The sequence below is a fragment of the Porphyrobacter sp. GA68 genome (genome assembly GCF_022605525.1).
Lineage (GTDB): Bacteria > Pseudomonadota > Alphaproteobacteria > Sphingomonadales > Sphingomonadaceae > Qipengyuania_B.
Map to the genome: position 1 here is coordinate 863,226 of NZ_JAKQYJ010000002.1, position 13,524 is coordinate 876,749.

16 protein-coding genes and 2 pseudogenes are annotated in these 13,524 nt (G+C 64.8%); 10 read left to right on the plus strand and 8 right to left on the minus strand.

Annotation, left to right across the window (positions count from 1 at the left end; genetic code table 11):
• Positions 1-22: 22 nt before the first annotated feature.
• The 4 genes and pseudogenes from arsB to LHJ54_RS11950 all read right to left on the minus strand — a co-directional run bounded on the left by arsB (position 23) and on the right by LHJ54_RS11950 (position 2,320).
• Positions 23-1,097, minus strand: a pseudogene (gene arsB, locus LHJ54_RS11935) (ACR3 family arsenite efflux transporter).
• Positions 1,090-1,497 (minus strand): arsenate reductase (glutaredoxin), encoded by a 408-nt coding sequence (gene arsC / locus LHJ54_RS11940; RefSeq protein ID WP_228244116.1) that lies wholly within the window; start codon positions 1,495-1,497, stop codon positions 1,090-1,092. The pseudogene arsB and the gene arsC overlap by 8 nt, the downstream one beginning before the upstream one ends.
• Positions 1,494-1,967: an ArsI/CadI family heavy metal resistance metalloenzyme gene (locus tag LHJ54_RS11945; RefSeq protein ID WP_228244117.1), complete on the minus strand. Its 474-nt coding sequence runs from the start codon at positions 1,965-1,967 to the stop codon at positions 1,494-1,496. Before LHJ54_RS11945 ends, arsC begins: the two co-directional genes overlap by 4 nt.
• Positions 1,964-2,320 carry a helix-turn-helix transcriptional regulator gene (locus LHJ54_RS11950; protein WP_277754240.1) on the minus strand — a complete coding sequence of 119 codons (357 nt, stop codon included), beginning with the start codon at positions 2,318-2,320 and terminating at the stop codon, positions 1,964-1,966. The genes LHJ54_RS11945 and LHJ54_RS11950 overlap by 4 nt, the downstream gene beginning before the upstream one ends.
• Before the next feature lie 230 nt (positions 2,321-2,550).
• On the opposite strand from LHJ54_RS11950, the gene LHJ54_RS11955 reads away from it, so the two are divergent.
• Together LHJ54_RS11955 and LHJ54_RS11960 are read left to right on the plus strand one after the other, a co-directional pair.
• Complete coding sequence (locus LHJ54_RS11955) at positions 2,551-3,459, plus strand: site-specific integrase (RefSeq protein ID WP_228244118.1); 909 nt, start codon at positions 2,551-2,553, stop codon at positions 3,457-3,459.
• A 4-nt stretch (positions 3,460-3,463) separates the two neighbouring features.
• Positions 3,464-4,656, plus strand: a pseudogene (locus LHJ54_RS11960) (IS91 family transposase).
• A 471-nt stretch (positions 4,657-5,127) separates the two neighbouring features.
• Here the strand turns inward: LHJ54_RS11960 and LHJ54_RS11965 are convergent.
• Genes LHJ54_RS11965 through LHJ54_RS11980 form a run of 4 tightly spaced genes read right to left on the minus strand, consistent with a single transcriptional unit; the run spans position 5,128 to position 9,401 of the window.
• Positions 5,128-6,045 (minus strand): CopD family protein, encoded by a 918-nt coding sequence (locus tag LHJ54_RS11965; protein ID WP_228244119.1) that lies wholly within the window; start codon positions 6,043-6,045, stop codon positions 5,128-5,130.
• Positions 6,046-6,055: 10 nt separating this feature from the next.
• On the minus strand, positions 6,056-6,445 hold the full coding sequence (gene copC / locus LHJ54_RS11970; protein ID WP_228244120.1) for a copper homeostasis periplasmic binding protein CopC: 390 nt from the start codon (positions 6,443-6,445) through the stop codon (positions 6,056-6,058).
• A 17-nt stretch (positions 6,446-6,462) separates the two neighbouring features.
• Positions 6,463-7,518 carry a copper resistance protein B gene (locus LHJ54_RS11975; RefSeq protein WP_228244121.1) on the minus strand — a complete coding sequence of 352 codons (1,056 nt, stop codon included), beginning with the start codon at positions 7,516-7,518 and terminating at the stop codon, positions 6,463-6,465.
• A 2-nt stretch (positions 7,519-7,520) separates the two neighbouring features.
• Complete coding sequence (locus LHJ54_RS11980) at positions 7,521-9,401, minus strand: copper resistance system multicopper oxidase (protein WP_228244122.1); 1,881 nt, start codon at positions 9,399-9,401, stop codon at positions 7,521-7,523.
• Positions 9,402-9,480: 79 nt separating this feature from the next.
• Here LHJ54_RS11980 and LHJ54_RS11985 point away from each other — a divergent pair, with 79 nt between their 5' ends.
• The 8 genes from LHJ54_RS11985 to LHJ54_RS12020 all read left to right on the plus strand — a co-directional run bounded on the left by LHJ54_RS11985 (position 9,481) and on the right by LHJ54_RS12020 (position 12,933).
• Entirely contained in the window at positions 9,481-9,753 is a 273-nt protein-coding gene (locus LHJ54_RS11985) for a metal-sensitive transcriptional regulator (protein WP_228244123.1), read from the plus strand.
• A 23-nt stretch (positions 9,754-9,776) separates the two neighbouring features.
• Positions 9,777-10,244 (plus strand): DUF411 domain-containing protein, encoded by a 468-nt coding sequence (locus LHJ54_RS11990; RefSeq protein WP_228244124.1) that lies wholly within the window; start codon positions 9,777-9,779, stop codon positions 10,242-10,244.
• 23 nt (positions 10,245-10,267) lie between these two features.
• On the plus strand, positions 10,268-10,564 hold the full coding sequence (locus LHJ54_RS11995) for a hypothetical protein (protein WP_277754171.1): 297 nt from the start codon (positions 10,268-10,270) through the stop codon (positions 10,562-10,564).
• A 23-nt stretch (positions 10,565-10,587) separates the two neighbouring features.
• Positions 10,588-11,355, plus strand: a complete 768-nt coding sequence (locus LHJ54_RS12000; protein ID WP_228244125.1) for a glutaredoxin — start codon at positions 10,588-10,590, stop codon at positions 11,353-11,355.
• A gap of 15 nt (positions 11,356-11,370) precedes the next feature.
• The gene (locus LHJ54_RS12005) at positions 11,371-11,895 is read left to right on the plus strand and encodes a DUF305 domain-containing protein (protein ID WP_228244126.1); all 525 of its coding nucleotides are present in this window, start codon (positions 11,371-11,373) and stop codon (positions 11,893-11,895) included.
• Between the two features lie 31 nt (positions 11,896-11,926).
• Positions 11,927-12,388, plus strand: a complete 462-nt coding sequence (locus LHJ54_RS12010; RefSeq protein WP_228244127.1) for a DUF6692 family protein — start codon at positions 11,927-11,929, stop codon at positions 12,386-12,388.
• A complete protein-coding gene (locus LHJ54_RS12015; RefSeq protein WP_228244128.1) occupies positions 12,385-12,522 on the plus strand; it encodes a hypothetical protein in 138 nt (45 codons plus the stop codon). The genes LHJ54_RS12010 and LHJ54_RS12015 overlap by 4 nt, the downstream gene beginning before the upstream one ends.
• A gap of 75 nt (positions 12,523-12,597) precedes the next feature.
• Positions 12,598-12,933 carry a cytochrome c gene (locus LHJ54_RS12020; protein ID WP_228244129.1) on the plus strand — a complete coding sequence of 112 codons (336 nt, stop codon included), beginning with the start codon at positions 12,598-12,600 and terminating at the stop codon, positions 12,931-12,933.
• Positions 12,934-13,524: the final 591 nt, after the last annotated feature.

Consider the following 13,524-nt stretch of genomic DNA (forward strand, 5'->3'; position numbering starts at 1 on the left):
GCCGTTTGCGGAACGTCCGCTTTTAGCCGGCTGCAGGCGTATCTTGCCGTTCGTGCCAAGCCCGCGACCGCTTCACGATCGCGACCACCGAGAGCATTACCGGAACCTCCACAAGCACGCCAACAACCGTCGCGAGAGCCGCCCCGGAGTTGATGCCGAACAAGGAAATCGCGGCCGCCACGGCCAGCTCGAAGAAGTTCGACGCGCCGATGAGCGCGGCGGGGGCGGCGATACACCACGCAACCCCCAGCTTGCGGCTCAGCCAATATGCGAGTCCGGCGTTGAAGTAGACCTGGATCAGGATCGGCACCGCGAGCAGCACGATCACCAGCGGCTGCGCGAGGATCTGCTCGCCCTGGAAGCCGAACAGCAGCACGAGGGTGGTAAGCAGCGATACCAGCGATATTTGGGCCCAACGCGGCCAAAAGACGAGCGAGCGCAGCCTGGCCGCCGTGTGACAGGACCCAGCGCCGCACGACCTGGGCGATCACGACCGGAATGACGATGTAGAGCAGCACCGACAGCAGCAGCGTGCCCCACGGCACGGTGATCGAAGCGACGCCAAGCAATAAGCCTACGATCGGTGCGAAAGCGAACACCATGATCAGATCGTTCAGCGCAACCTGGCTGAGGGTATAGTTCGGCTCGCCGTCGCACAGGTTCGACCACACGAAGACCATCGCGGTGCACGGCGCGGCGGCGAGGATAATGAGCCCGGCGATATAGGACGAGATCTCGCCCGCGGGGAGCAGCGGTGCGAACAGATAGCCGATGAAGAAGGTGCCCAGCGCCGCCATCGAGAAGGGCTTCACGGCCCAGTTGACGAACACGGTGACGCCGACGCCCTTCCAGTGCTGATGCACAGAACCCAGCGCACCGAAGTCGATTTTGAGCAGCATGGGGATGATCATCAGCCAGATGAGCGCAGCCACCGGCAGATTGACCTGCGCGACCTCGGCCGACGCAATCGCCGCGAACGCGCCCGGTGCCGCGGCGCCCAGCGCGATGCCGACCACGATGCACAAGAGCACCCAGACAGACAGGTAGCGTTCGAAGGTCGAGATGGCAGGCTTTGCCGCCTCATTAGCCTCAGCCATTGGCCGGCACCACTTCGCCGTCTTCCTTGACAAAGTCCTCGGTCAGCGGCCGGTCGAGGATGGACAGCACCTCCTCCGACGGCCGACACAGTTTCACGCCGTTCGGAGCGAAGACAACCGGACGATTGATGAGAATCGGATGTTCCACCATCGCATCGATCAGATCGTCGTCGGTTAACACTGGATTGCTCAGGCCAAGCTCGGCGAAGGGCGTGCTCTTCTCCCGCAGCAGCGCGCGCGCGCCGATGCCGATGCGTTCGATCGCATCGACCAGTCCGGTGCGGCTCGGTGGCGTCTCGAGATACAGGACCACTTCCGGCTCGGTGCCGGTCGCGCGGATCAGCGCGAGCGTGTTGCGCGAGGTGCCGCAGGCCGGATTGTGCCATATGGTCACGCTCATCCGCAGCATCCGGTGGCTTCGGGCACCGTCATTGCAGGGGCGCAGCGGGCGTCGGCGGCGGCATTGTCGGACAGCGCCGAGAGCGCCGGACTATCACCGTAGACGGTCGCCTCGCCGTTGGTGTGGAAGGCTTCCCAGATCACGCCGTCCGGATCGGCGATCCAGCTCTTTTCGGACTTCGCGTAGCAACAGGTCGTTGCGCCTTCTTCCAGCACCGGGCGATCGGCGGACTTGAGACGGCCGTAAACCTCGGTGAGTTCCTCGGCGGTCTCGACCTGGATGCCGAGATTTTCAATGCCCTTTGCGGCGTGATTGCTGGAAGAGATTGCGAAATTGACGCGCGGATCCTCCAGCATCCACTTGGCGTAGTCCGCCTTGGTTACGGTCGGCTCCGCCCCGAACAAGGTGGAATAGAACCCGATCGACTTGTCGAGGTCGGCGACGCCAACGTGTACGTACAGGCGCTTCATGCGGATTTCCTTTCGTCGTTAGGAGCAGCCTCGCAGCCGGGTGATGTCGCGGGCGAGCATTCTGCGCCAGCGCAGCAATTTTCCATGAGGTAGCCAACCAGCGCGTTCATCGCGGCATAATTCGCCGTGTAGATAAGCGAGCGGCCTTCGCGCCGCTGTTTGATCAATCCGGCCCGATTGAGGTGCGCTAGATGGAAGGACAGCGAGGAGTTCGGCACTCCCAATCGTTCGGCGATTGCGCCAGCAGGCAGCCCATCGGTTCCGGCTTGGACCAGTAGGCGGAATAAAGCGAGCCGGTGCTCTTGCGCTAGCGCACCCAAGGCCGAGACAGCGCCGCCAGAATCAATTTCCATGATTCTCGAAATATCGGCAGGGCTTGCCTGGGGCAAGTTATATTTCGGCATTACTCGAAATAATGACCGGCGAGCATTCCACGGTCAGATTTCCGGCCGGAGCACGAACCCGCTCCGCGGGAGTGGCGCTGGTGGTGAAGTAACAGCAACGACGCAAGCGTCCGACCCGGGTTGAGCGAGGCTCCTCATGGGCAGGCTCTTTCGGCTCCTTCAACCTGAGGAGTCGAACGATGAACGAGCTTATCCAGATCGGTGCGGTCAGCCCGCTGCGCCAGCGCCTGATCGACGACATGACCATGCGGCGGTTTTCCAGGGAGACGCAGCGCAACTATCTGCGCGACGTCGGGCGGTTCGCCATCTGGCTGGGGCGCTCGCCCCACACGGCGAGCACGGAGGATGTCCGCCAGTTCCAGATCGAGCAGCAGGATGCCGGGGTCCCGCCGCCGACCATGAACAGTATCGTCGCGGCGCTGCGCTTCTTCTTCAGCCACACGCTCGACCGCCCCGATCTGGCACGACGGCTCGTCCGCACCAAGCATGCCCGCAAAATCCCGGTGGTGCTGACCATGACCGAGGTAAAGCGGCTGCTCGATGCCACCCGCTGCCTCAAGCACCAGGCGGCGCTGTCGGTCGCCTATGGTGCGGGACTACGGGTCGCCGAGGTATCGATGCTCAAGGTGACCGATATCGACAGCACCCGCATGCTGCTGCGGATCGAGCGCGGCAAGGGCGGGCGATACCGCAACGCCATGCTGCCCGAAGGCCTGCTCCTGTTGCTGCGCGACTGGTGGCGCGCCGGACGGCAGCAGGGCGTACTGCTTCCCGAGGGCTGGCTGTTCCCTAGACAGAGCGCCTCTGCCCCGATCAGCACGCGTCAGCTCTACCGGATCGCCGTCGAGGCCGCCGAGGCCGCGGACATCGACAAGCGCGTCGGGCCGCACACCCTGCGCCACAGCTTCGCCACCCATTTGCTGGAGGACGGTTTCGATATCCGCGTCATCCAGGCGCTGCTCGGCCATGCCAAGCTGAACACCACCGCCTTTTACACGCAGGTCGCGACCAAGACGATCCGGGCGGTCGTCAGTCCGCTCGACCGACTGGCGCTGGCCGCACCCGAACCGGAGCCGCCCGACGGCTGAGCCGGTGCGCACCTCGCTTGAGGTCGCCGACATCTTCCGTACAGCCGGTCCCTCGTATCGCGCAGCGCATGCCGGGCACGTGAGCCTGCACCAGCTCAATATCATGTCGGCCATCGAGCAGTGTCGCACCGCTGCGATGGGTGGGCACGTCGAGGCCTGCACCGACTGCGGCCATTGGCGGATCGTCTATAACAGCTGCCGCAACCGGCACTGCCCCAAGTGCCAGGGCGTCGCTGCGCGCACCTGGCTCGCCGAGCGCGAGGCCAACCTGCTGCCGGTCGGCTATTTCCACCTCGTGTTCACGCTGCCCGCCGAGATCGCCGCCATCGCGTTCCACAACAAGGCTCTGCTCTACAACCTGCTGTTCAAGACCGCTTCGCAGACCATGCTGACCATCGCTGCCGATCCCAAGCATCTGGGTGCGCGCATCGGCATCACCGCCGTGCTCCACACCTGGGGCTCGGCCATGACCCATCATCCGCACATCCAATGATCGTACCGGGTGGTGGCATCTCGCTCGACGGAACAAGCTGGATCGCCGCGCGACCCGCGTTCCTCCTGCCAGTGCGCGTGCTCGGTGCGCTGTACCGCCGCCTGTTCCTCACCCGCCTCATGGCACTTCACGATGCCGGTCGCCTCGCCTTCTTCGGCCAGATGGCGCATCTCACCGGCCGACGCGCGCTCCTGCGGCACCTCTCGCCGGTCCGCAAAAAGCGCTGGGTCGTCTACGCCAAGCCGCCGTTCGCCGGACCCGAAGCGGTGCTCGCATATCTGTCGCGCTACACCCACCGCGTTGCGATCTCGAACAGCCGCCTCCTTCGGTTCGACGAGGCCGGGGTCACGTTCCGTTACAAGGATGATCGTCGGGGCGGCACCGACCGCCAGCAGGTGATGACGCTCGCCGCAGACGAGTTCATCCGCCGGTTCCTGCTCCACGCCCTGCCGCGCGGGTCCCACCGCATCCGGGACTACGGCCTGCTTGCCAGCGGCACCCGACGGATTAGCCTCGAACGCGCCCGCACGTTGCTCGCGGTCGCACCACCTCCGGTCGATGACCCGCCGCTCGAGCCGGCCGAGGCCCGGCCGCCATGCCCGTGCTGTGGCGGGCGCATGGTCATCATCGAGACGTTCGAGCGTCGATATCAGCCCCGCGCCCCGCCATCCCTTATCGTCGCATCCGGAAGCCCCCCGCCGTGATCCGGCACGGCATATCGTCGATCGCCCCCGATACGCTCCTGTCGCAGGGGACGCGAAGCCTTGCGTCGAGCTTCCCCAAAAACGGACTCACCCACGCCCCAGTCTGCTTTTACGCGCCCACATGATCGCCCACAAAGCAGCCGGTCCGTTCTCGGATCCGTCCGCAAATCGGCAACCCCCGCCATCACCCAGAGCAGGCCAAAGTCCAAATCCCCATAGATAACCGCCCGGGGCCCGCGGGTTCGGGCACCGTCAACTTTCCGACGCCTCCCGGCGTCCGAAACTCTAAACGGAAGCGGAAGGTCGGCTTAGAGGCCCATCTGCGTGATAAGCAGACCCGAGCATCGGGTGCCGAAATCGTGGATCCGTAAACTTAGAACCTGCTTGAGCGGGTACATAACAAAATGCCATTCGATGGCACCATACTCACACCGCTCAGGGGGCCATTAGCAGCCCGACGCATCGATGTTCTCAGCCCATCGGCGACATGAGGCCCAGAACGGCGACACATCCGATCACGAGCGCCGCAAGGCTTAACTCAGCCGCCAGGCTGCGCCGAAGTGCGGGAAGCAGTGATCCAGCGGCTGTTGGTACATCGGCGCTCTCCCGCGCGGCGCGGCGGCTGAGCAGGGCATTGCGGCCCGCCAACAGCAGCATCGCGCCGACCACCGCGATCTTGCCCGCCAACAGGACACCATAGGCCGTTCCCAGCACCGCACCGCTGTTACCGAGCCCAAAGATCAGGTGCGCGTTGAGGATACCGGTCGAGGCGACGACGCCCACCAACGCCGCGCCAAGGAACCTGAACCGGTGCATGGTCGCCAGCAACGGGGCACTAGCCATGCGGTTCGGCCGCCGATGCGCGGCTACAACCAGGTGGGCGAACCACCCGATCGCGCCGATCCACACGCCCGATGCCAGCAGATGCAGCGCGTCGCTGAGCCGGTGGAGCGTTCCAAGCCTTCCTTCGCTTGCGGCCGCGTGCCCGCTCCACGCGAGCGTCGCCAGCGCCACGCCGAGAAGCACCGCGGCACCCGCAAGGTTCCACCGGCGGAGCGGGAAAGCCAGCACGCCCAAGGCGGCCAGGAGCGCGGCGAGGCGGATGAGAAACGCCCAGCCCATGCTGGTGGAGGCGACCATCACCTCGAACATCGGCCAGTCTAGAGAGGCGACGGGTTGCCCCATCATGGCGGCGATGCTCACCACCATCAGGGCCAGCGACACCACCGCCGCGAGGATGCACCCGCTTACCACGGGCAGCCGCATATCCGGCAATGCACCCGCCGCCAGCCTGCCCAGTCCAAAGGCACGGATGGCCGTCACTCCAAACAGGCCGAGCAGCAGCGCGTAGTGCGCGAACCGCAGCAGCGGGTGCAGCCATGCCTCCATCCGCTGGCGTTCAGGCGACGGTGAAGCCGACCGAGCCCTTCATCCGGTGTCCGTCCGCGCCCGCCGCTTGCCAGCGCACCTCGTAGGTGCCCGCGCGCAGCGGCTGGCGCAGCTTCAGGGTCATGGTCTTGTTATCCTTCGACCAGCTGGTGGTGAAGTTGCGGATCGCCATCTCGCCGTGGTTCTTGACGCCGGGCATGGCGGTCATGACGATGGCGGCGGCGGCCGTGGGCGGGAGCAGCGCCTCGCTGAAGGTCAGGGTCACCATGCGCGGCTTGGCGACGGTCGCGCCCTGCGCCGGGCTGGACGCGACCACCTTGGCGTGGGCCAAGGCCGAGGAAGGAGCGGTGAGGGCCGTTGCGGCGAGGGCCGCGCTGGCGATGAGAGCATGGAAACGCACAATTATACTCCTTCTTGTCAGAACCAGAAACGGATGCCGGCGACATAGCTGGTGACGCTCGGGTCTTCGCCGGCGGCGCGCGCGTAGTCGGCGCTGCCGCCAACACGCCAGCTTTGCTCGACGCCGATGTAGGGCGCGAACTCGCGGATGATCTCGTAGCGCAGACGGATGCCCAGCTCCGCCTTGTCGATGCCTGAACCTAGCCCAAGCAGCGGCACGTCCTGCGCCGACAGGTTCACCTCCGCGCGGGGTTGCAGGATCAGGCGCTGGGTGATGCGCTGGTCCAGCTCCGCCTCGATCCTTGCGGTCACATCGCCGCGGTGGGAGACGAACAGCGCCGCGTCGATCTCGTAGAGGTAGGGGGCGAGCCCCTGGATGCCGAGCACGCCATGGGTCGTGTCCCGCCCGGCGACATCCTGCCGCACGCCCGCCTGCAAATCCCAGAACGGCGAGATGGCGCGGGAGTAAAGCGCTTGAACTTCCGCATCCTCGACCCGCTGGCCGAACGCGCCTTCGCCCTCGCTCTTGAACCAGAACCGGCTGGTCGGGCCGCCATAGTAGCCTTGCAGATCCCACAGGTAGCCATCGGTACCTTCACGCGACTGCACCTCCAGCCGGTCGCTCTGGAACCAGAACACCGCGAAGTCGCCGTGGGTGCGCTGAAGTTCCGCGCGCGATGCTGCCATCGCCTCGGCACCCCAGATGGCGTCGGCCGCGCGCGGCGGGCCGCTGCCCGCCTCGGGCGGGGGCGGGGTCTCGAACTCCGGGCCGGGCGAGGCGGCGGTGTCCATGTCCCCGTGACCCATCGCGCCATGATCCATGGCGCTGTGGTCCATAGCGGCCGCAGGTTCGACCGGCTGCGCATCAGCGGGCATGGAATGGCCGGCATGCGGATCGGTCGGCGGGGGCTCCGTGGCCCCGGCGGGCGCGGGCATCGCGTGGCCGGCGTGAGGATCGTCGGAAGGCTGCAAGGGCTCCTCCGCTTGCGGCATGTCATGCCCGCCCTGATCCTGCGCCAGCGCGGGCACAGGAAGCGGCGCGAAGGCCAGCAACGGCAGGCTCAGCAATGGCATCCTCACACCGCGCCCTCCGGTCCGACCACGGTGACCGTCTGCATCATGCCGCCGTGCATGTGGTACATGAGGTGGCAGTGGAAGGCCCAGTCGCCCGGCTCGTTGGCGGTGAGGTCGAAGGTCGCGCTGGCGCCGGGCTGCACGATGATGACGTTCTTACGCGGCTGTTGCGCCGGCGACTGCCCGTTGACGATCTCGAAGAACATGCCGTGCAGGTGGATGGGGTGGCCCATCATGGTGTTGTTGACCAGCTTCACCCGCACCCGCTCGTTCCAGGCGAAGCGGATCGGCACGTCGCTCACGGCCGAATACATCCGCCCATCGAACGACCACATATAACGTTCCATGTTGCCGGTCAGATGGATTTCCAAGAGGCGAGAGGGCTCGCGCGTGTCACGGTTCGGCTCCAACGCGGCGAGCATCCGGTAATTCAGCACGCGGTGTCCCACATCGCGCAGGCCAAGGCCCGGATCGCCCGTCTTATCGACCGGGGCCATCGAGACCATGTCGACCCCCGGCCCCACCTTGACGTCGGGCGGCAGGAGGGAGGTGTCGCGCATGTCCATGCCCTCCATGCTGTGACCACCCATCGCCATGCCCGCCATCGCCCCGCCTGCCTCCGCGGTGGCGGCAGGCGCAGCCGGCGTGCCGTGCCCCATGGCCGCATGGTCCATGCCGCCGGCACTGGCCGCGGCACGGGCAGCGCCGCCGCCATGATCCATTCCATCGTGACCCACATGGCCGCCGCCTTCGCTCGGGCCATGGTTCATGCCCATATCGGCCATCGTCAGCAGCGGCGGATCGCGCAAGGGAGGAGCCGGAGCGCGGGCGCCAGGGCGGCTCGCCAGCATCGCCAGCGCCATGCCCGAACGGTCCATGGACTCGCCCACAATGGCATACGCTTCCGCGCTGCCCGGCTCGACGATCACGTCATAGGTCTCGGCCGTGCCGATCTGGAACTCGTCGACCTCGACGGGCCGCACGTTCTGGCCGTCGGCGGCGATGACCGTCATCGCAAGGCCCGGAATACGGACGTTGAAGAAGCTTTGCGCCGAGCCGTTGATGATCCGAAGACGCACCCGCTCGCCGGGGCGGAACAGGTATTCGAGACCTTCGGTCGGGCCGCGCCCGTTGGCGAGGAAGGTGTAGGTCGGCGCGCCGATGTCCATGATGTCGGTCGCGGGCATGCGCATCTTGGCCCACATCCGCCGTTCCTCGCCCGACAGGGGGTAGTCGTCGGTCCAGCTCGTCTGCTGGCGGTTGAAGTAGCCTTCCCCCGTGCGCAGCCGACTCATGATGAAATGCGGGTCGAGCACCGTAAAGTCGCTCAGAAGCAGGATGTAGTCGCGGTCGTAGGGAACCGGCTCCGCACCGGCTGGATCGATGATCAGGGGACCGTAATGCCCCGACTGCTCCTGCAGTCCGGAATGGCTGTGATACCAGTAGGTGCCCGACTGGCGCACCGGAAACTCGTAAGCGAACGTCTCGCCCGGGCGAATGCCGGGAAAACTGACGCCCGGCACGCCGTCCATGTGAAAGGGAACCAGCAGACCGTGCCAGTGGATCGAGGTGTCTTCGTTCAGATCGTTGGTGACGTTGAGCCGGACGTTCTGCCCTTCGCGCAGGCGAATGAGCGGGCCGGGTACGGAGCCATTGACGGCGATGCCGGGGCCGCGCCGCCCTTCCACAATGCGGTGGCCGCTGCCTACCGTGAGGTCGATGACCTCGCCGCTCAGCTCGCCAAAGCCCGCCGGGATACGCGGACCGCCGCGCGAGTGGCCGCGGCCATGCAGGCTATGGCCCTGCGCCCAGGCGGGCACGGCGGCGAGCGCCACTCCCGTGCCCAGCCCGCTCAACACTCCGCGACGTGACAGTTTCACCATTTGGGTCCGCTCTTGCAACATCATGACACCGGATTAAATAGGATACCATTGTAGGGTATTGCAAGAGGTTGCCACCAACATGGCGAAGGACCGCACAGAGACCATCAACCGCCTCAGGCGCATCGAAGGCCAGGTGCGCGGCATCGCGCAGATGGTGGCCGACGACCGCTACTGCATGGACATCCTGCATCAGGTGCAGGCGGTGAAGGCGGCGCTCGCCAAGGTGGAGAGCGGCATCCTCAAGGACCACGCCGCCTGCTGCGTCGCCGAAGCCATCGCGTCGGGTGACGCGGCCGAGCAGCGGACTAAGTTCAACGAACTGGTCGACCTGTTCGAAAGAGTGAAACGCTAGCGCCTGACCAAAAGGAACCCCGCATGATCTCAGCAATCCGCTCCGCCGTTTTCCGCCGCACCCTTGCCGGTTCATTGGTGCTCGGGACGGCGCTGACCGCGTGCGCCGCGCAGGCCGCCACCTACACGATGTACCGCGACCCGAACTGCGGCTGCTGCCTCGCCTGGGCCAAGCATGTCGAGGCGGGTGACGCGCACGACGTGCAGACGGTCGATCACCCGGACATGGCGCAGGTGAAGGCCGAGCGCGGCGTGCCGGCTGACCTGCAATCCTGTCATACCATGATCGCCGATGGCTATGTGATCGAGGGCCATGTGCCCGCTGCCGACATCGAGCGCCTGTTGCGGGAGAAGCCCGCCGGCGTCACCGGCCTGGCTGTCGCCGGCATGCCGATGGGCTCGCCCGGCATGGAGCATGGTGACCATCGCGAAGCCTATCAGGTGATCGCCTTCGGGCCAGAAGGCCGCAGCGTGTTCGCGAGCTACAACTGAATCTTGATTGAAAGGAACTTCTTATGAAAACCCTTTTTGTTGCCGCCATCATGGCCGTCGCTTCACCCGCTTTCGCGCAATCCGCCGAGCCGACTTGCCCCCATTGCGAGCAGGCGGAGATGGGCTGCTGCGAAAAAGATCAGGACGGCAAGATGCGTTGCAAGATGATGGATCATGCCGAGGTGGACCACGGCAGCATGGATCACAGCAAGATGCAGCATGGCCAGACGGACCACGGCGTCGTGGATCACGCAAGTATGGACCATGGCGCGATGAACCCCGGCGATCATGCGGCGCACAGCGCGAACACGCCTGACTGAACACCGCTCCGCCGCGAGGACTTATGAACGTCAGCAGCCCGATCAAAACCGCCACCGTGTACCGCATGGTCATGCCGGATCATGTCTGCCCCTACGGCATCAAGACGGTCGACCTGCTCAAGCGGCAAGGCTTCGCGGTTGACGACCGGCATCTGACGACGCGGGAGGAAACCGACGCCTTCAAGGCGAAGCATGACGTCAAGACGACGCCGCAGACCTTTATCGGCGGGACACGCATCGGCGGCTATGACGATCTGTGCGCGCACTTCGGCAAGTCCGTGCAGAAGAAGGGCGACACCAGCTACCAGCCGGTCATCGCCATCTTCGGTGTCGCCTTCCTGCTGGGGCTGGCGATCAGCTGGTATGCCTTCGACACGATCTTCACCGTGCAGGCGATCGAATGGTTCGTCAGCCTGTCGATGGCGCTCCTCGCGGTGCAGAAGCTGCAGGACGTGCGCAGCTTTTCGACCATGTTCCTCAATTACGACCTGCTGGCGCGCCGCTGGCCGCGTTACGGCTACCTTTATCCCTTCGGCGAGGGGATGGCCGGCGTGCTGATGGTGGCGCACGCGCTGCCGATCATCTCCGTGCCGGTGTCGCTGTTCATCGGCACGGTCGGCGCGGTCAGCGTGTTCAAGGCGGTGTATATCGACAAGCGCGAGCTGAAATGCGCCTGCGTCGGCGGGAACAGCAATGTACCGCTGGGTTTCGTGTCGCTGACGGAGAACCTGTTCATGATCGCGATGGGCCTGTGGATGGGTGCCAAGGCGCTGGGCTGGATCGCGATGTAGAAGGAGAACGCACGCATGGACGACCATCAGGCAGAGCACAAGCACAAGGGCGGCAATTACTGGCGCTTCATGGCGATGGTCGCGACCTCGACCGTGCTCATGTTCTTCCTGATGTATGTGAACACCTACGACGTCGACCACATCTTCTGGAGCGAGACACGCTTCTGGATGATGTTCGTGATGGGCGCGGTGATGATGGCGGTCATGCTCCTCTTCATGTGGGGCATGTACAAGTACAAGACGCGCAACTTCATCATTCTGGGCATGGCGGCGGCCGTGTTCGCGCTCGCCTTGTGGCTGGTGCGCAGCCAAGCGACCGTTACCGACACCGAGTACATGAAGGCGATGATCCCGCACCATTCCATCGCCATCCTGACCAGCGAGCGGGCGCAGATCAGCGATCCACGCGTGCGCAGGCTGGCCGATGAAATCATCCAGACGCAGCGGGAGGAGATCGCGCAGATGAAGGCGCTGATCGCGGATATCGAGGAGAATGGCGTGCGCACGGCCGAGCGTGTGCCGGAAACGGCGCAGCAATGAAGGCACACTGCCACCTGCGGCCTTGCCGCCCTTGGTAACGGTCGGCTGCGATCGAAACACGGCCCTCGGCTATGACCGGGAGGCGCAGCTCGACCCGGCACCGACGCCTGCTCCAATCGCACCCGCTCCGGTGGCTTTGGCAAATGTCGCCCCTGAGGTCGTCAAGCCTGAGACGATGAGCACCGCCGACACCGCGGCGCTTGGCGGCCGGGAGGGACGCTACGCGTTCCGCTTGACTGAAGTTGGCTTTCCCGCGTTTCTGTTCGAGCCGGGCGGTAGCGGCGCGATCAAACTCAATGGCACACTCATCCCCGTCGGCGCGGCAGGACCGGGTCGGTTCGCTAGTGGTGATCTGCTGGTGACCACCCGCTCGCTCGATGAAGAAGGGAGCGCCGGCCTACAGGTGATGGAGCTGGTCGTCGTTCCTCCGCAAGCGAAGGATGAACTGGGCTACCGCGGCTATATCAAGTGTTATGATGGAGAAGCGGCATGAAGCCGGTTAGCAAAGGCGCGCTCGTTGGCGCGGTCGGCGTTCTGGTCCCGCTGGGTATAATCGGGCTCGTTGTGGTCCTGACCGGAGCCTATAATGTCGCGGCAACGGATCGGCACAATCCGGTGGTCGCCTGAGCGCTCGACACCACCTACCACAACTCGGTTCAGGGCCGCGCCGATGGCATCGTAGCGCCTGAGCTAACACCCGCGATGGTGGCAGCCGGCGCCAGTAATTACAAGGTGATGTGCCAGCACTGCCATGCCGGCGTGGGTGCCAGCCGTGCTGGCTGGGCCAAGGGCATGGTGCCGCACCCGCCTGCCTTGGCTCATGCCGCACAGGAGGGGTCAGCTGAAGAGGTGTTCTGGCTGGTCAAGCACGGGATCAAGGCTTCCGGCATGCCGGCGTTCGGTCCAACGCACGACGAGGAGGCAACCTGGAACATTGCAACTTTCGTCAAAGCCATGCCGCAGATGAGCGCCGAGCGGTATGCGGCTTTGGGGGAACGACAGCCTGGCGGCGAACAGCACGGCGGCCACTCGCATTGAGCTGCCAAGCCGCTGCTGCGTTGATATATGGCAATTAACTCAACATCCGCTTACCACTTACCCCAGACTTACCGTAACGTCCGACGACACTGCCGTTTAGACCGCATCCAATAGGCGTCTGCTTTTAGCATTAGCGACTAGAGTCCCGAACGGCCGCGATGAAGGCGCTTAGTTGCCAGCCGCGTCAGCCTGAACGAACGTCTGCTCCCGGGAAATTAACGCGATCACTCGAATGGCCGAGATGGGGCGCGAAGCTGCTGTTGCGTGAAATGCAATTGGCGGCTGTGCCATTTTGAGCAGGTTGGATACAGCTACACCGGTCGTGTGGAAGCCTGTGGATAGGCCGATCAAATGGCAGAGATTGGGCCGGAAGCGGAAAGGCAGCTTTTATATCTTTGAGCGGATTATGCGGACAGCGACTGCTGACCGAATCGCAAGCCGGTGCATTAGAGAATGGTCTGGAGAAACCCCTCTTGGCATAGACTTTTGCCGTCGTTGAAACGCCCCTGCAGGACAGTCAACACGGAGCCGAGAGCCACAAACTAAATCGGTTTGCTATTTAGCGCGCCTTTCCTACCATCCAGAGATGGC